Source organism: Anaerostipes amylophilus (genome assembly GCF_025567365.1).
Classification (GTDB): Bacteria; Bacillota; Clostridia; order Lachnospirales; family Lachnospiraceae; genus Anaerostipes; species Anaerostipes amylophilus.
In genome coordinates this window covers 247,347-264,941 of record NZ_JAOQJG010000002.1, presented here as the reverse complement: position 1 = coordinate 264,941, position 17,595 = coordinate 247,347, and the positions used below count along the sequence as shown (strand labels likewise).

15 protein-coding genes are annotated in these 17,595 nt (G+C 37.7%); all 15 read right to left on the bottom strand.

Annotated elements, in window-relative coordinates; genetic code table 11:
* Positions 1–184: 184 nt before the first annotated feature.
* Positions 185–1,897, bottom strand: coding sequence for a phosphoenolpyruvate--protein phosphotransferase (ptsP, locus tag OCV53_RS03775; protein WP_009204346.1), 1,713 nt, complete (start codon positions 1,895–1,897; stop codon positions 185–187).
* A 52-nt stretch (positions 1,898–1,949) separates the two neighbouring features.
* Positions 1,950–2,213, bottom strand: a complete 264-nt coding sequence (locus OCV53_RS03770) for an HPr family phosphocarrier protein (RefSeq protein ID WP_006568975.1) — start codon at positions 2,211–2,213, stop codon at positions 1,950–1,952.
* A 223-nt stretch (positions 2,214–2,436) separates the two neighbouring features.
* Positions 2,437–2,934 carry a CAT RNA binding domain-containing protein gene (locus OCV53_RS03765; RefSeq protein WP_022375606.1) on the bottom strand — a complete coding sequence of 166 codons (498 nt, stop codon included), beginning with the start codon at positions 2,932–2,934 and terminating at the stop codon, positions 2,437–2,439.
* Positions 2,935–2,946: 12 nt separating this feature from the next.
* Positions 2,947–4,185 carry a GTPase HflX gene (hflX, locus tag OCV53_RS03760; protein WP_055196625.1) on the bottom strand — a complete coding sequence of 413 codons (1,239 nt, stop codon included), beginning with the start codon at positions 4,183–4,185 and terminating at the stop codon, positions 2,947–2,949.
* A gap of 12 nt (positions 4,186–4,197) precedes the next feature.
* Positions 4,198–4,629, bottom strand: a complete 432-nt coding sequence (locus OCV53_RS03755; RefSeq protein ID WP_022375604.1) for a hypothetical protein — start codon at positions 4,627–4,629, stop codon at positions 4,198–4,200.
* Positions 4,630–4,644: 15 nt separating this feature from the next.
* A complete protein-coding gene (locus OCV53_RS03750; protein ID WP_022375603.1) occupies positions 4,645–5,493 on the bottom strand; it encodes a MurR/RpiR family transcriptional regulator in 849 nt (282 codons plus the stop codon).
* Between the two features lie 33 nt (positions 5,494–5,526).
* Positions 5,527–6,180: a tetratricopeptide repeat protein gene (locus tag OCV53_RS03745; RefSeq protein ID WP_055196624.1), complete on the bottom strand. Its 654-nt coding sequence runs from the start codon at positions 6,178–6,180 to the stop codon at positions 5,527–5,529.
* 88 nt (positions 6,181–6,268) lie between these two features.
* Positions 6,269–7,960, bottom strand: coding sequence for a ComEC/Rec2 family competence protein (locus OCV53_RS03740; protein WP_055196623.1), 1,692 nt, complete (start codon positions 7,958–7,960; stop codon positions 6,269–6,271).
* A gap of 117 nt (positions 7,961–8,077) precedes the next feature.
* A complete protein-coding gene (locus OCV53_RS03735) occupies positions 8,078–10,534 on the bottom strand; it encodes a glycogen/starch/alpha-glucan phosphorylase (protein ID WP_055196622.1) in 2,457 nt (818 codons plus the stop codon).
* A gap of 110 nt (positions 10,535–10,644) precedes the next feature.
* On the bottom strand, positions 10,645–12,345 hold the full coding sequence (locus OCV53_RS03730; RefSeq protein WP_055196621.1) for a S8 family peptidase: 1,701 nt from the start codon (positions 12,343–12,345) through the stop codon (positions 10,645–10,647).
* A gap of 61 nt (positions 12,346–12,406) precedes the next feature.
* Positions 12,407–12,862, bottom strand: a complete 456-nt coding sequence (locus tag OCV53_RS03725) for a threonine/serine exporter family protein (protein WP_022375598.1) — start codon at positions 12,860–12,862, stop codon at positions 12,407–12,409.
* Positions 12,863–13,621 carry a threonine/serine exporter family protein gene (locus OCV53_RS03720; RefSeq protein WP_022375597.1) on the bottom strand — a complete coding sequence of 253 codons (759 nt, stop codon included), beginning with the start codon at positions 13,619–13,621 and terminating at the stop codon, positions 12,863–12,865.
* Between the two features lie 144 nt (positions 13,622–13,765).
* Positions 13,766–14,635 (bottom strand): DegV family protein, encoded by an 870-nt coding sequence (locus OCV53_RS03715; RefSeq protein ID WP_055196620.1) that lies wholly within the window; start codon positions 14,633–14,635, stop codon positions 13,766–13,768.
* A gap of 148 nt (positions 14,636–14,783) precedes the next feature.
* Positions 14,784–15,335, bottom strand: a complete 552-nt coding sequence (locus OCV53_RS03710) for a Maf family protein (protein WP_055196619.1) — start codon at positions 15,333–15,335, stop codon at positions 14,784–14,786.
* A gap of 106 nt (positions 15,336–15,441) precedes the next feature.
* The gene (locus OCV53_RS03705; protein ID WP_055196618.1) at positions 15,442–17,532 is read right to left on the bottom strand and encodes a polyribonucleotide nucleotidyltransferase; all 2,091 of its coding nucleotides are present in this window, start codon (positions 17,530–17,532) and stop codon (positions 15,442–15,444) included.
* Between the last annotated feature and the right edge of the window lie 63 nt (positions 17,533–17,595).

The following is a 17,595-nucleotide window of genomic DNA, read 5'->3' as shown; positions in this document are numbered from 1 at the left end:
AGATTTAGTTTTTTCGTCGTTTAATACAAAAAACTTTTTTATTTTTGTGAAATATTATGGTTGACTTTTTTAATAAGTATACCTACTTAATATATTGTTCCATTACTATACAAAAAAAAGAACCCTGATAACTAAATTACCAAGGTCCTTTCCATATTCCCGTAAGAAACTAAATCATATAATCTTAGCTTCTTGCTCTTTCTTCTAATAAAGCTTTCACTTCTGCTTCTGTTTCTAACTGCATTACTTCATCAACTAATGCTTTACATTCATCCATTGTCCACAGAGACATTACTTTTCTTGTAGCAAGGATTGCTGTAGCACTTACTGAGAATTCGTTTAATCCGAATCCAAGTAATACTGGTACTAATAATGGATCGCTTGCTGCTTCTCCACACATACCTGCCATGATGTCTTCTTTGTTTGCAGCTGAGATGATATTTCTGATAGAACGAAGTACAGCTGGATTGTATGCAGAGTACAGATATGCAACATCTGGGTTACCTCTGTCGGCTGCCATTGTGTATCCAGTTAAATCGTTTGTACCGATACTGAAGAAGTCTGCTTCTTTTGCAAGAATGTCAGCAATTAAGCTTGCTGCTGCAGTTTCCATCATAACACCAACCTGGATGTCTTTGTCGTATGCGATACCTTCTGCATCTAATTCCTGTTTCAGTTCTTCGATGATCGCTTTGACTGCACGAAGCTCGTCTACACATGTTACTAATGGTACCATGATACGAACTTTACCGAAAGCACTTGCACGTAATAATGCACGAAGCTGTGGTTTGTAAATATCTTCTTTTCTCTGTAAGCAGAAACGTACTGCTCTGAATCCTAAGAATGGATTCTCTTCTGTTGGAAGTCCAAGATATGGAAGAGCTTTATCTCCACCGATATCCAGTGTACGAATGATCACTGGTTTACCGTCAAGAGTTTCAGCTACTTTCTTGTATGCTTCAAACTGAGCTTCTTCTGATGGAATCGCATCGCTTTCCATGAATAAGAACTCAGATCTGAATAATCCAACACCTTCTCCATCACGCTCTAAGACACCTTCTGCTTCGTCTGGTCCACCGATGTTAGCAACCAGTTCCACAACGTGTCCGTCTGCTGTCTGGGATTTCTGTCCAACAAACTTCTGAAGGGCAGCTTTCTCTTCTAAGAATTTTGCTTTCTTAGCTTTATATTCTTCTACAACAGATGCTTCAGGATTGATGAATGCTTCTCCTGTTGATCCGTCAAGAACAACTTCATCTCCATCGTTCACGATAGAAACGATGTTTTCGATACTAAGAACTGCTGGAATTTCCATAGATCTGCAGATGATCGCAGAGTGAGATGTCTTACCACCGATCTCTGTTAATACACCCTGAACATTTGCAGGATTGATTCCTGCTGTCATAGATGGTGTTAAATCTTCTGCTACTAAGATTGTTCCTTCTGGAACTGCACTGATATCTACTTCTTCAATTCCAAGTAAGATCTTAATTAAACGAGTTTTGATGTCGCCTAAGTCAGATGCTCTCTGCTGTGTCAGTTCATCGTCTGCCATAGCGAAGATCTGTGCGAAGAAATCGCAAGCTTCTTCTACAGCAGCTTCTGCGTTGATCTTCTCTCCATCGATCTTAGCTTCGATCTGTTCTGAGATCGCTGGATCCTGGATCATCATGATATGACCTTCTAAGATCTCTGCTTCCTGCTCACCAGCAGTTACTTTCATGGATTCAACCATCTTCTGAGTCTTCTCAATGAAAACTTCAATTGCATCGCTTAAACGTTTTTTCTCTGCTTCTGTATCTTCGATAGACTGTTTTGTGTAATTAAGTTCTTCTTCCTTAATCTTAACGATCTTACCGATACCGATACCAGCAGATGCTCCTATACCTTTATACATGTTGCCACCCGTCCTTTATCAAATTATATGTTACACCCATTATGAGCAGTGATTATTCACCTAATCCAGATTCAATCAGTTCTGTTGCATGTGCAAGAGCTGCTTCTTCGTCTGGACCTTCACATACTAATTCGATTTCAGAACCACATTTGATGCAAGCTCCGATGATGTTTAATAAGCTTTTAGCGTTGATTTTTTTATCTTCGAATACGATAGTTACGTCAGATTCGAATTTAGTTACAGCTTTCGCTAAAACTCCTGCTGGTCTCATGTGTAATCCCTGTTCGTTTTCAATGACAAATTTCTTTGATACCATAATTGTTTCTCCTTCTCACATATAAAATAATTTTAATTTATCTGGATCTTTAACTGGCTTATCTTTGTACTCATCTAAGTGCAATTCCTTAAAAAAGCATAAAAAAAGACCTACTTTAACAAATGTTCACACTTATTAAATAGGTCTTGCCTGCCTTACCAGTCACAATCCAAAATCTGATAACATTATAATATCAAATTCTGACGCATAAGTCAACCTAGATTTATATCTGACCACTTGTTTCAAGGATCAGCCTTTTTACATAAATGATAAGATACATTTTCTCATCCGCAGATAATTTACAATCATAATGCTGTTCAATATGTTCCACGATCTTCTGACTGCACACATAGGCTTCCGGATATTTTTTCTGATTTCTTTCATAAAATTCAACATCTGCTTCTTCATCTTCTTCCATCGGATGTTTCTTTGACATGATCTCTGTCTCAAGATATTGAAGATGCGTTGCAAACCGCTGATATGCCGGATGTTCTGGATTAAGAACGATTTCATAGAATTCTTGAATAATTGCCATAACTTCTTGAACAAAAGAAGACTTCCCGCTTAAATCCAATGTAAAAATCTTCTCAATCTTGTTTTTATCTAATTCATCTCCTGCTTTTTTTCGAAAACCAATTCCCTTGCCCATCAAAATAACTTCCTTGCCGTTTGCATCAAATGTACTAACAACATTGTTATTAATTACTTTCTGAATGATCACTTTCAATTCCTCCTAGATGTTTCCAAGAATCTCTTTTGGGATATATGCTTCTACATAAATTCCATCTTCTCTATATTCTTCTTTCAAAAGCTGTCCATGAGCTCTGATCTGTTGAATCTTACCTGCATCCTGATAATCATATAATTTCTCCAGATATAATTTCTGTTTCTGCAGAATCTTTTCAATATTCTCTAATAACTGGTCAGTCCCCTCTCCTGTCTTTCCTGAAATTCTTACGACCGCTTCTGCATTTTGATCTTTTAAAATCTCATCTCCATTCAAAAGATCGATCTTATTAAATGCTGTCACGATCGGCGATTCATTCGCACCAAGTTGCTTTAATGTTTCGTATACCGCCTCCATCTGCTTTTCTTTCTGCGGATTAGAAGCATCAACAACATGCAGGATCAGATCACTGTATTTTGCTTCTTCCAATGTACTTTTAAAAGCCTCTACTAAATGATGTGGAAGTTTGCGGATAAATCCGACCGTATCTGTCATAAGAATTGTCTGCCCGCCACTTAAATCCAGACTCTTTGTTGTTGGATCAAGGGTTGCAAACAACTGATCTTCCTCATAGACACCTGCATTTGTAAAATGATTCAGAAGCGTTGACTTTCCAGCATTCGTATATCCAACAATACACACAACCGGAAGATGATTCTTCTGGCGCTGTTTTCGCTGTACTTCTCTGTGCTTTACAACATCACGGAGTTCTGCCTTAAGTCTTGATATTCTCGTTCGGATCAAGCGACGATCCATCTCAAGTTTCTTTTCTCCAGGTCCTCTTGTTCCAATTCCTCCTCCAAGCCTTGATAACGCTTTTCCCTGTCCGGTAAGTTTGGATGCACGATATTTCAGCTGTGCAAGTTCTACCTGTATCTTACCCTCTCTTGTAAATGCCCTCTTAGCAAAAATATCAAGAATGATCAAAGTTCTGTCCATTACCTTTGTATCTAGTGCATCACTAAGATTCCCCATCTGCGCAGGAGATAACTCATCATCACATACAATACCTATCGCATCTGTTCCATATAACAATGCCTTAACTTCGTCAATCTTTCCTTTTCCAATATAAGTTCCCGGATGCGGAGCTTCTCTTACTTGAATCACTCTTGCTGCAACCACTGCTCCAGCAGTCTTTACCAATTCTTCTAATTCATCAAGAGATTCTTCTGCCTCTCTCACGTCCTGATCGGCCACTGCAACAAGAATAACCTTTTCAATAATCTCTTTCTTGATCTCTTCCATAATGACTCTTTCCTATTCCTGATTTAATATCTGCATTACCGCCATCGCAAATGCCTTTTCTTTTGCTGTTTTGATCTGTGTTGGTTTTCTCATCAAAAGATCCTTATCACTTCTTTTTCTGACATCTTCCGCATATTTATTAATATCAATTCCTAGATATTCTGCACAAGTTCTTCCTTCTATTTCCATGTCATTATCAGTCACTGCCCATGCATCAATAACTCGATGATCTTCTGGATTTACCGCGATCATCAATGTCATTGCTTTAGAAAACACATTTGTCTGTGAAAATCCCATAGCAACCTTTGCATTGGCCCCATATTGTTCTTTAAATTCTTTATACATCTGTGAGACATATTTTGAACGCTGATTCTGCATATAAGAATAGCAGATAAATAACAGAATACAAAATATGATCAACACTCCTATTATCAAAATAAACATCTTATTCCATCTTCCTTATAATTTTTCCTCTATCACGGAGCGTTCATGTTCTGCAACATTCTCAAAGAAATCGTTCTTCATAGAAAGTATCAACATAAATAATGTATCGATCACTGCCATCGCAGCCATCCTTGTAAAACTAACCTGATCATAAAAAATGTGTTCCCTTGTTGCTGTTATGATCACATGATCACAAATCTCAGTTATCGGTGACTTTGCCTGATTCGTCACTGCAACAGTCACTCCACCTTGCTTCTTCACGATCTTAGCCATGCGGATCAGACGCTTAGATGCTCCCGATGCTGAAATCGCAAAAAATACATCACCTTTCTTCAGCGTTCTTGCAAATGCCTCCTGTGTCTCCCACATTGGAGAAGTCACAGCATGTAGCCCAAGCTGATTAAACTTATATGTTCCGTCCATCGCAATCGGTATTGTATTGCCCATCGCAGCAAATTCAATGAGATTTGCACCCAAAACTGCATCCACAATACTTCGAAGTTCTTTCTGATCAAAATTGTGAAAAGTTGCTTTAATCTCTTCTACTTTACTAACCATAATATTGTGAAGAGACTGTTCCATATTCTCAATATTAATTTCATTCGATGCTGCCAGTTCTTCCTGCTTGCTTTGTTCTCCAGCAAGTTTCAACTTCAACTTGTGAAATCCCTCACATCCGATCTTCTTGCAAAAGCGAATCACAGTAGCCTGACTCGTAGCACAATTTTGTGCCAGTTCAGCCACCGACATATTGATCACATCTTCCTGATGTCCTGCCACGTAATCTGCAACCTTCTTTTCTGCATCATACAGACTATCATATGTCGAAAAAATCTGATCTCTTATCAGAATATCTTTGCCCATAACATTCCCTCATTCAATGCTTTTGTCTGCCATTTATCTTGTTTCCAAAAATGTCAGTTCTTTCTTTCCCTGTGCATCCTTTGGATACGCCTTTACATAAGCTTTTGTATATTTATATGCTGTATCAAAATCAAACAAAGACTCATATGCACCAATCCTTGCAAAGAGCACTTCTTTCTTATTCTTTAATTCATCCTGTTTCAATGCTTTTTTAATAACCTGAAGTCCTTCTTTGTATTTCTCCTGTTTTGCATAAATTGCATACTTGGTACAGTAGATCTCTCCTTCTTTCGGAAATTCTGAAATTCCAAGATTGCATACTTCTAGTGCTTCTTTTGTTTTATTTCTCTGCATCAGACAATATGCTTTTAAAGAATATGCCTTAACTTCTCCACGATCGATCAATCGATCATAAATTTCAGCTGCTTTGTTATATTCACCCATCTGATACAATGCCTCTCCTTCATAAAACAGAACATTCTTCTTCTGTTTTGTAAAGATCAATGTAAATCTTGAGGCCGCACTATCAAATTCTTCATATGCTTTCTGATATTCTTTCTGTTTTAGATATTTCACACCCTGATCTGCTGCCATTCTCTGTCTGATATATCCAATACCGCTGACCGCAACCAATCCTATGATCACGATCAGTATAACTGTTACAATTCCTTTTAATCTGCTATTCATTCTCATTCTCCTGATCTGTTCTTATATTGTTGTTACTTTTCAGTATAGCAAATTATGTTTTATCATACAAGCAGTCTGTCTCCTCATCTTATATTGACATCTTCGTTGTCTTGCTGTTTCCTGCTTTATCAATAAAACGCACATATAATCTTGCTTTTCTATATTTTTTCGCATCATATCTGACATCGTTTGCAGTTTTCCATTTATATTTTTTGGCACTCTTTCCTTTTGGAACTAACTTATACGCGGTTTTCTTCTTGCCACTAGTTCCATAATTTGCCGAAAAAGTTACTTTTTTCTTCTTTCCTGATTTTTTCTTCTTAAGCCTAAGCTTTGTCGGTGCCTTGGTATCAACAACGATCTGCGGAAGTTTTAATTCCTTCTCTCCAAGCATCGTATTATATTTTACATAGACCTTTGCAATCGTTCCGTTCTTTAAGGTCACAGATTTTCCATAACAATACGGAAGTTTGGCACTGCTTTGTCCCTTTTTCACGATCTTATATTGCACACTATTAATCTTCGTAAAACTTCTGGCACTGGCATTGATCTTTATTGTCACATTTTTGTTTGTATAGATACTCTTTGCATCTTTTGTTCCAGGATATGCTGGAAGTATTTTTGTTTTTTTATTGCTTACGATATCAATGGACTGCAAGACTGGCATGGAAATACTCTTTCCTGATGATATGATTTTTCCATTGACACTCGGTTTATTTCCACCTTTTTCTGTTCTTACATATAAATGACTTCCATCAGAGGTGATAACGATCGTTCCCCTGTTACCCGTCTCATAAATATCCATCTTGGAAAGATCCGTAAGAACATTTTTCATGGGAACTTCCCCTGTATTTTTATATCCATTGCTGATAACCGCAATATTTGCTTTGGTATGATCGATCAATAATTTGTGATCTGATGTCCGTCCTGCGATCAGTTTGTCCTTTTCCTTTACATCTTGATAACCATGATGTGGTTCTTTTAATACCTGTGCCTGCAGATTATAACCTTTTTTGATAATCTTCTCTATCGTTTCTCTCTGGGCATCTCCTGTCATCAAAAATGAATTCTTTCCATAAACGATTCTTGTAACGATGGAATATTTATTTTCCTGCCTTACATTAAGATCCACTTGTCTTCCATACTTATAATTATTCTCCAGTGGCCCATAAAACGTAATCTGTGCCTGGCCAAGATAAATCTTTGAGCCGGCCTTGGGAATAACATATTTTACATGCAAAGATTCATCTTCTTCACTATTTCTTTTTTCAATTTCATCCTTTACTTTTTGGTATGTATTTGAATCAAATTTTGTCCATTTCGCAGTTTCTGAAGTCTGTTCCTTAACATTATCATTGCTCCTTAAGTAAGTCATTTCTAAAGAATTCCCATAAATCGTATTGATCGTAATGGTTTTATCTTTCAGAATCTTTACCAAGCCGCCAATATGATCCCGATGTGGATGTGTAAGAATCACAAATTCCAAATGCTTTACACCCATTTTTTTAAGATACTCATAAGCTGGATCTTTTTTCTTGGCATATGTCTTATCTTTCGTTCCGTTGTATTTTTCAGCTCCTGTATCGATCATTGCATATTTGGCGTTGCTTCCTTCCCCATACTGAAGCAATGCTCCATCTGCGCAGCCAACATCAATAAAATGAATTTTAAAATTCTGTGCAGCCGATACTTTATGAGTAGCTTTGTATATCGGTGTTAATGTTATAGTCATTAGTATGATCAACAGACATGCTGTAATCTTTTTTATTCCTTCCTTCACATTCTTCCCCTTATCTTCATCTTTATGTCACTTGTTATCATTTCTTTGAAGTATTTTCCCCACAAAAAGAGAAGCCTCCAAAAGAGACTTCTCCTATTATATCACAATTTCCACTACTTATCTAATTTTATCTAAGTGCCAGATATCATCAACATATTCCTGAATTGTACGGTCAGATGAGAATTTACCACATCCTGCAGTATTTGTCATTGCCATCTTCGCCCATTTCTTTGTATCCTGATATGCTTTTGCCACTTTCTCATGAGCTTCTGCATATGAACGGAAGTCTTTTAAGATAAAGTACATATCTGCCTGACTTCCTGTATCACCAAATAACAGACTCTGATATAAGTCTTTGTAAAGTTCATGGTCACCATCTGCATATGTTCCATCAACTAACTGATCTAATACTTCATGAATATCTTTGTCATTCTCATAGATCTCATATGGATGATATCCACCATTGTTCTCGTAGTTGATAACTTCTTCAGAACTTAAACCGAAAATAAATGCATTCTCTTCTCCGATTTCATCAACGATCTCAACGTTCGCTCCATCCATTGTTCCAAGTGTTGGTGCACCATTTAACATAAACTTCATATTACCTGTTCCTGATGCTTCTTTGGATGCTGTAGAAATCTGTTCGCTGACATCTGCTGCCGCAAAGATCAATTCCGCATTAGATACACGATAATCTTCGATAAATACTACTTTTAATTTACCTTTGATCGATGCATCATTGTTTACCTTATCAGCTACAGAGTTGATCAGTTTTATCGTCTGTTTTGCACGACGATATCCAGCTGCTGCCTTCGCACCAAAGATAAATGTTGTTGGATAGAAGTTCATATTTGGATTCTTCTTTAACTGATTGTACAGATACATTACATGTAAGATGTTCATCAGCTGACGTTTATATTCATGAAGACGTTTTACCTGCACATCAAAGATAGATGTAGGATCAACATCGATTCCATTATGTTCTTTGATATATTTTGCCAGACGTTTTTTATTCTGCAGTTTGATCTCCATAAATTCTTTCTGTGATTTTGGATCATCTACATATTTCTTAAGTCCTGACATTAAAGAAAGGTCTGTTGCCCATGTATCTGTTCCAAGTTTTTTAGTTACCCAGTCAGAAAGTAATGGATTACCATGCATTAAGAAACGTCTCTGTGTGATTCCGTTTGTCTTATTGTTAAACTTCTCAGGCATCATCTGATAGAAATCTTTTAATTCCTGATTCTTTAAGATTTCTGTATGAAGTTTAGCTACACCATTTACAGAGTATCCTGCTGCGATCGCCATGTGTGCCATGCGTACCTGACCATCCCAGAGAATTGCCATCTTTCTGACTTTCTCTTCGTTACCTGGATACATCTCACGAATCTTGTTCACAAAACGGCGGTCGATCTCTTCTACGATCTGGTAAACTCTAGGAAGTAATCTTGAGAACAGATCGATTGGCCATTTCTCTAATGCTTCTGCCATGATCGTATGGTTTGTATATGCACAAGTCTTTGTTGTAACTTCCCATGCTTCATCCCATCCAAGACCTTCTTCATCCATTAAGATTCTCATCAGTTCTGCTACAGATACTGTTGGATGAGTGTCGTTCATCTGGATTGTCATCTTCTCATAAAGTTTTGTGATGTCGTCATGATTCTTCTTATATTTGGCTACTGCTGCCTGTAAGCTTGCAGATACGAAGAAATACTGCTGTTTTAAACGAAGTTCTTTACCTTCATAGTGGTTATCGTTTGGATATAATACTTCTACGATATTCTTTGCAAGGTTCTTCTGTTCTACGGCTTTGTCATATTCACCTTTGTCAAATGAATCTAACTGGAAGTCAGTGATTGGTTCTGCATCCCAGATTCTTAATGTGTTAACAATGTGATTTCCATATCCTACAACTGGATAGTCATATGGTACAGCCATAACAGACTGATAATTCTCCTGAATGAAGTTTATTCTTCCAGCTGCTTCATCATATTCTGTACGGATATTTCCTCCAAAACGTACTTCCTTCGCATATTCAGGACGTTTTAATTCAAATGGATTTCCATTCTTTAACCATTCATCTGGTACTTCTATCTGATATCCGTCTTTGATCTTCTGCTTGAACATTCCATACTGATAACGGATTCCACATCCATATGCTGCATATCCAAGTGTTGCAAGTGAATCTAAGAAACATGCTGCTAAACGTCCAAGTCCACCATTACCAAGGGCTGGATCTGGTTCCTGGTCTTCTACCATGTTAAGGTCTACACCTAATTCTTCTAATGCTTCTTTCACTTCTCCATACATACTCATATTAATGAGGTTGTTTCCAAGTGCTCTTCCCATCAGGAATTCCATGGACATATAATATAAAATCTTCGGGTCTTTTTCTTCATAAGTCTTCTGAGTATCCATCCAATCTTCAATGATCCACTCTTTCAGAGCATAAGCGACTGCCTGATAAATCTGCTGCTGGGTGGCATTATCAAGCTCTACTCTGAACTGAGTCTTAAGATTATTGATGACTTCCTGTTTGAACAGTTTCTTGTCAAATCTTTCTGTTTTCATGATTGTCTCTTCCCCTTTCGTATTCCCAGTATATTATTAATTTTAGCATATAAACTGGAAATATGATACAAAAATTGCGGATATTAGTTGTATTTTTTCATAAAATATCGTTATTGATACAAACTTTCAGACACACATAACCGTCCATATCCAATTTCATCATTCGGATATCTATCATATCCCTGTAATCGTCTCGCTCCCTTATGAAGATACCCCTTCATTCGTTCTCCATAAAGATATGGATCGTTTTCTCTTACAATTCCCCATTCCATCAAAAGAGCTGCTGATCCTGTAACAAATGGTGTTGCCATCGATGTTCCTGATCTTACACTCTCGCCTCCTCCAACTGCTGCTGCCAAAATTCCAACACCTGGTGCTACAAGATCCGGCTTATCTACACAAAATTTCTGATCTCCTCTTCCTGAAAAATCTGCATAAGCCTGATATCTGACATCATAAGCACCTACGGAAATCACATTTCTTGCAGTTGAAGGAATTGTTAAAGTAAATACTTTATCTGGTTCTAAAAATCTGGTTTCTGGATTGCTTCCTGCAGATACCGGAAGCCACATCTGATATTCACCATTTTTTATATTCACTGGTGAAATTTCTATCTTCCACTGACCGCTTTCTATATAATTTCCTTCCATCGGTATAAAACTAAAATATAGTTCCTGCCTAACATTATATGGTGTTGAGTACCCATTGTACACGTAAACCGTTGTATCCTTATATGTGTATTGCGATTTTCCTTGCTGGTCCACGATCGTATATGTGATTCCCGATGGAGACTCAAGTCTGATCTTGAATTCATCCACAAAATCTTTCCAGATCTGTAGATTCAAGTTCTGCTCAAATGGTGCCACATCAAATAAAATCAGCTCCGTTTTTGTCGTGATCTTTCCTTGTTTATGACGCCCACTATTTCCCTCATTCCCAGTTCCTATACAAATAGAGCTTTTCCACTGCCCTGCGATCTGTGAAACAAATGTCTCCAACAACGAATTTCCTCTGTGATCCCCGTAATTATGCCCATAACTGATATTCACTGCCACTGGTCTGTTTTCCCTTATCGCTGTATCGATCACATACTGCAGTGCTGTCATCAACTGTGTCGTCCTTGGAAATCCTTGTTTGCTTATATCTCCTAATTTCACAACGATCAGTTCTGCCTCTGGTGCCACACCATTTCTTCCTGCACAGATGGATGCTACATGCGTTCCATGACCAAGATCATCACGACTTTGAAACATTTGCCGTCCATTTTCTGAATGAATTGCTACATTGATCTCTTTTCTTGTATACAAAGTTCCATTTATAAATGGCTGTGGTGGGATTCCCGAAATCGTCTGATCCCATAACTCATAAATTTTCGTATCTCCATTTTCATTGATAAAATCCGAATGAAATATATCGATTCCTGTATCAATCACTGCAACAAAAACACCCCTTCCAGTCAATGAAAGAGGTGTATTCTTTACCGACAACATACAGGAAGCTGAAATTGATACCTGTCGGTTTAATAATAAATTTTTTGGTTTTTCTATAAAGATCACTTGTTCATTTCTTGAAAATGCTTCTAAATCATTTTCTTTCATATATGCGATCGCATATCCCATGCTCAATGGTTCAATATTGGTTGTTGATGATTTTTTTAATGTCTTTAGATCACCTGCATAACGAAAGATAATCTCCCATCGATCAAATGTCTGATCATATCCAGCATTTAAATCTTCTGACCTTTCCCGTTCTTCTTTCGTAAGATCCAGTGCCAGATTGAACTGGTTATCAAATTTCTCATCTTGTTCCATAAGATCCTTTCACTTTCTATTGGTATGGTCTTATTTTATGCCTGTTTCTTTGCGTTCATTCCTATTTCACTTCTTGCTTACAATACTTCCACACCAATGCACAAATCCCATAAATCGATGATGCTATCATGATCCCCGCAGCAACTGCGATTGCGATCAAGATTGTCTTTTGTCCATATAAAGAAGATAAATGCCATTGCTTGGCAAGAACATAATTCATTGTGTAATATAAATTTCCTCCTGGAACAAGCGGAATGATCCCGGTGATCAAGAATACCGTAACTGGTGTCTTTAAAATTCTGGCCATCGTCTCTGCATAAACCGTTGCGACTGCCGCAGCTGCTAAATTCGCTGCAAATACACTTGGCATCTCATTCCATGCAACTAAATATGCGATCCAGGATACCATTCCTGAAATTCCAGCCATACAAAGTTTTCTTCCTCGAAGATTATAAAGCACTGCAAATCCAAAACTTCCGACAAAACTTGCAAGTACCTGAATGATCTCTGTTTTCATTTATAACACACCTCCCCAAAATATCAGTGCCATAAAAGAACCTGCCGCAAGAAAGACTGCTAACAACACGGATTCACACACACGCAAGATTCCAGACATCATATCCCCACCGATCATATCTCTAAGTGCATTGACAAATGCCACTCCCGGAACAAGCAGCATGATATTACCGATAATGATCTTTCCATAATCCTGTGTTATTCCAACGCTTGCACAAACATATGCTAACGATGCTACAAAAAATGATAATAAAAAATTTAGGACCATTTCATTTGGTGCAAGTATCTTTAAGTATCTGGCTAATATCGTTACTAAAGCTCCACTTAGTGTCGCTATAACATCTTCTGTGATTCCCCCTCCATAAAATGAAGTCCAGGCTGCTGCGATCACGGCTGATACGATCACTTCTTCCAAAAATGTGATCATATTTCCATTTTTTATTTTCAGAACTCTTTCTCTAACTTCCTCTTCTTCCGGAAGATATTTACACATATATCTTGACAGCTGATTTAATTCATCTAATTTTTTAAAATCTGTTTTATAATATCTGATACGTTTTGTCTGTGTTATGATTTCTCCTTCTTCATCTTCGATCGTCGTTACGATACTCGATGTGATAGAAAATACATTAGCTTCTTTTGCCCCGTATGCTTTACAGATTCTTGAAATGGTATCTTCCACTCTTGAAACACCCGCACCAGATTTTAGCATCCATTCTCCGATCTCCATTGCGTATTTCAAAACCTTTTTCATCTCCATAGGAATTACCTCCTGCCATCTAGTCTACCAAAATTGACTGTATTGTAACACAAAAGAAATCCCTGTGCTATGATTACACAGGGATTTCATCTAAAATTCTATTATGACATATAAAAAAAGGTTTATTTTACTATATTAAATTAATCAATCATCAATCTTATGTGTCCATGCAACTGCCAGTGCTCCTGCACCGATATGGCATGCAACACTTAAAGATAGTGGATCCTGATGAAATTCCATTTCTGGGAATTCTGCCATCAATTCTTCTTTCCACTTAAGCGCTGCTTCTTTATCTTTCGTATATGCAGACTGAAGATAAGCATGTTTTGCAAAATCTCCATCTGGAAAACGTTCTTCTAATTCTTTTCTTACTGCCGCGATCATCTTTTTCTTTGCCTGTTTGACACCTCTTGTCTTGGCAAATGCATCTAACTTCTCACCATGAATCTGCAGTACTGGCTTGATTCCAAGGACTGTACCGATCGCTGCTCCAGCTGATGTAACACGTCCACCCTTCTTAAGATATTTTAATGTATCTACCATAATGAAGATTCCTGAATCTAATTTATCTGCTTCTAAGATATCTTTGATCTCTTTTGCAGATTTTCCTTCTTCTGCCAATTTCATGGCATCTTCTACAGACTGTCTTTGTGTTACAGAAATTCTCTGATTATCCACAACCTGTACTTTTCCATCATAATCATCGGCTAACATCGCTGCTGTTGCACAGGAACTGCTTAATCCGCTGGACATCGCAATGTGTACGATCTCATCATGATCTTCTAATAATTTCTCCCACAGATCCAACACATCTCCTGGTGCTGGCTGAGATGTCTTGATATCTGCATCCTCATCTAACTTCTGATAAAATTCTTCCTGTGTTAATGTGATATCTTCAAAATATAATTCTTCATTAATATAAAATGGCATTGGAATCACTGAGATTCCAAGTTCTTTCCCTTCTTTCTGGGTAATTCCGCTGTTACTATCTGTTACGATCGCAATCTTGCTCATTTTTCTAATCCCTTTCTACTTATACATAATAACATTTATAAATACCGTACTCTTCGGTCTATCTGCTTTTTGCCTTTACCTCACATCATAACAGAGGTCTATAGGTATCGTCAAAGGTTTTTGCCTTATATTTTCAAAAAATACATGACTATTTTCTAATTTCCTGCAGAAATCTTGCAATCGGAAATCCTACAACATTGTAGTAATCTCCTTCAATCCCTTTGATGAATACCGCTGCTTTTCCCTGAATCCCATATGATCCAGCTTTATCCATTGGCTCTCCCGTCTCAATGTAACGCTCTATCTCATCTTCACTGATCTCATAAAATGTTACCTTTGTTTCTTCATAAAATGTTTTTGCTTCCCCATCTTCGATCAGGCAAACACCTGTATACACTTCATGTGTCTGTCCGCTTAACATCATTAATGTTCTTTTAGCATCGGCTTCATCTGCCGGCTTTCCAAGAACCTGTCCATGATAAGCTACAACTGTATCAGCCCCAATGACCATACTCTGTTTATCTGATCGTTCATAAATATCTCTTGCTTTAATAGATGCCAATTCCATAACCACTTCATGTGGTTCTGTTTTTGTCGTAATCTCCTCGGCATCACTCGGCATAATATCAAAGTCTAAATCTGCAAGTTCTAAGATTTCTTTTCTTCTTGGTGATGCAGATGCTAATATAATATGTTTCAAACTTGTATATCTCCTTTGTTGTTTCTTGTATAGAAACGTTATCTCCATATAGAAAAACAGCTTTTCATACACTTTCGCATACAAAAAGCTGTTTGATGATTCTTAATTAGTCTTCAATCTTCTCTTCTAATTTCAGATTGATTCTTCCCATCTTGTCGATCTCTAATACCTTGACAGCTACTTTGTCTCCGATATTAACGACATCTTCTACTTTCTCTACTCTTTCGTTAGAAAGTTTAGAAATATGGATCATTCCATCTTTGTTTGGAGAAAGCTGTACAAATGCACCAAAGTTCATGATTCTTACAACTTCACCTTCGTAGATATCTCCAACATTTAATGGTTCTACGATAGATTTGATGATGCTGATCGCTTTGTCGATCATTGCCTGATCTTCACTTAAGATATCGATACGTCCACTTTCGTCAATATCAATCTTAACACCAGTTTCATCAATGATTCCATTGATTGTTTTACCCTGTTTACCAATAACTTCTGAAATCTTTTCAGGATCGATCTTGTACTGGGAAATCTTTGGAGCATATTCTCCAACGTGGTCTCTTGCAGCTGGAATCACTGGGTTCATTACATCGTGAAGGATATGTGTTCTTGCTTCTTTTGTTCTTGCGATCGCTTCACGGATGATCTGTTCTGTTAATCCATGAATCTTAATATCCATCTGGATCGCTGTGATACCTTTGTCTGTACCAGCTACTTTAAAGTCCATATCTCCGAAGAAGTCTTCTAATCCCTGAATATCTGTTAAGATGATGTAATCGTCATCTCCTTCTCCTGTGACAAGTCCTACAGAAATACCTGCTACTGGAGCTTTGATCGGAACACCTGCTGCCATTAATGACAGAGATGATGCACAGATACTTCCCTGAGATGTAGATCCATTAGATTCCATGATCTCAGATACTGTACGGATCGCATATGGGAATTCTTCTTCATTTGGTAATACTGGAACTAACGCACGCTCTGCTAATGCACCATGTCCGATCTCACGACGTCCTGGTCCTCTGCTTGGTCTTGTTTCTCCTACAGAATAAGAAGGGAAGTTATAGTGATGCATATAACGTTTTGTAGTTTCTGTTACATCGATTCCGTCAAGACGCTGTGCTTCAGATAATGATCCAAGTGTTGTTACTGTCATAACCTGAGTCTGTCCTCTCTGGAATAATGCAGATCCATGAACTCTTGGTAAGCAGTCAACTTCTGCATGAAGTGGACGGATCTGTTTGATCTCACGACCATCTGGACGTTTGTGATCTTTTAAGATCATCTTACGAACAGTCTTCTTCTGGAATGCGTAAACAGCTTCACCGATCTGTGCTAACCATTCTTCATTCTCAGCATATCTTTCTTCTAATTTCTCTTCGATTGCACGAATATTTGCTTCTCTTGTCTGTTTGTCATCTGTAAATACAGCTTCTTCCATTGCTTCTGGAGTGATGAAAGCTACCATATCATCATACATCTCTGGATCTACAATGTGATGTTCATAGTCATGTTTTTCTTTTCCACATTCAGCAACGATTGTATCGATGAATTTGATGATCTCCTGGTTTACTTCGTGAGCTTTGAAGATTGCTTCTAACATCACATCTTCAGGTACTTCATTTGCACCAGCTTCGATCATGATAACTTTCTCTCTTGTAGATGCAACTGTTAATGCAAGATCAGAAACTTCTTTCTGTGCAGAAGTTGGGTTGATCACGAATTCTCCATCGATCAGTCCTACCATTGTAGATGCTGTAGGTCCGTCAAATGGAATGTCAGAGATTGCTGTTGCGATTGCAGAACCAAGCATAGCTGTAAGCTCTGGGCTGCAGTCTGGGTCTACAGACATAACTAAATTGTTTAATGCAACGTCATTTCTGTAATCTTTAGGGAACAGTGGTCTCATTGGACGGTCGATCACACGGTCTGTAAGAATTGCATTCTCAGAAGGTTTTCCTTCTCTCTTTAAGTATCCACCTGGGATCTTACCTACTGCGTATAATTTCTCTTCGTATTCTACACTTAATGGAAAGAAATCAATTCCATCTCTAGGTTTTTCAGATGCTGTTGCTGTAGATAATACAACAGTATCGCCATAGTGCATAAATGCTGCACCATTTGCCTGTGCTGCAACACGTCCGACTTCAACCATCAGTGTACGTCCTGCAAGTTCCATGCTAAACTGTTTTGTCATAGTTCGTCTCCTTTATATTCTTTTGTCTTAAGGCGCCGAAACAACTGAAAAACCGACTACTAA

What these genes read in the sequence shown, in the direction of transcription:
- ptsP (WP_009204346.1), bottom strand. Translation starts at nt 1,897, where the DNA reads ATGTATAAAGGTATAGGAGCATCTGCTGGTATCGGTATCGGTAAGATC.
- OCV53_RS03705 (WP_055196618.1), bottom strand. Translation starts at nt 17,532, where the DNA reads ATGACAAAACAGTTTAGCATGGAACTTGCAGGACGTACACTGATGGTT.
- hflX (WP_055196625.1), bottom strand. Translation starts at nt 4,185, where the DNA reads ATGGAAGAGATCAAGAAAGAGATTATTGAAAAGGTTATTCTTGTTGCA.
- OCV53_RS03730 (WP_055196621.1), bottom strand. Translation starts at nt 12,345, where the DNA reads ATGGAACAAGATGAGAAATTTGATAACCAGTTCAATCTGGCACTGGAT.
- OCV53_RS03755 (WP_022375604.1), bottom strand. Translation starts at nt 4,629, where the DNA reads ATGTTTATTTTGATAATAGGAGTGTTGATCATATTTTGTATTCTGTTA.
- OCV53_RS03715 (WP_055196620.1), bottom strand. Translation starts at nt 14,635, where the DNA reads ATGAGCAAGATTGCGATCGTAACAGATAGTAACAGCGGAATTACCCAG.
- OCV53_RS03720 (WP_022375597.1), bottom strand. Translation starts at nt 13,621, where the DNA reads ATGGAGATGAAAAAGGTTTTGAAATACGCAATGGAGATCGGAGAATGG.
- OCV53_RS03770 (WP_006568975.1), bottom strand. Translation starts at nt 2,213, where the DNA reads ATGGTATCAAAGAAATTTGTCATTGAAAACGAACAGGGATTACACATG.
- OCV53_RS03725 (WP_022375598.1), bottom strand. Translation starts at nt 12,862, where the DNA reads ATGAAAACAGAGATCATTCAGGTACTTGCAAGTTTTGTCGGAAGTTTT.
- OCV53_RS03750 (WP_022375603.1), bottom strand. Translation starts at nt 5,493, where the DNA reads ATGGGCAAAGATATTCTGATAAGAGATCAGATTTTTTCGACATATGAT.
- OCV53_RS03735 (WP_055196622.1), bottom strand. Translation starts at nt 10,534, where the DNA reads ATGAAAACAGAAAGATTTGACAAGAAACTGTTCAAACAGGAAGTCATC.
- OCV53_RS03745 (WP_055196624.1), bottom strand. Translation starts at nt 6,180, where the DNA reads ATGAATAGCAGATTAAAAGGAATTGTAACAGTTATACTGATCGTGATC.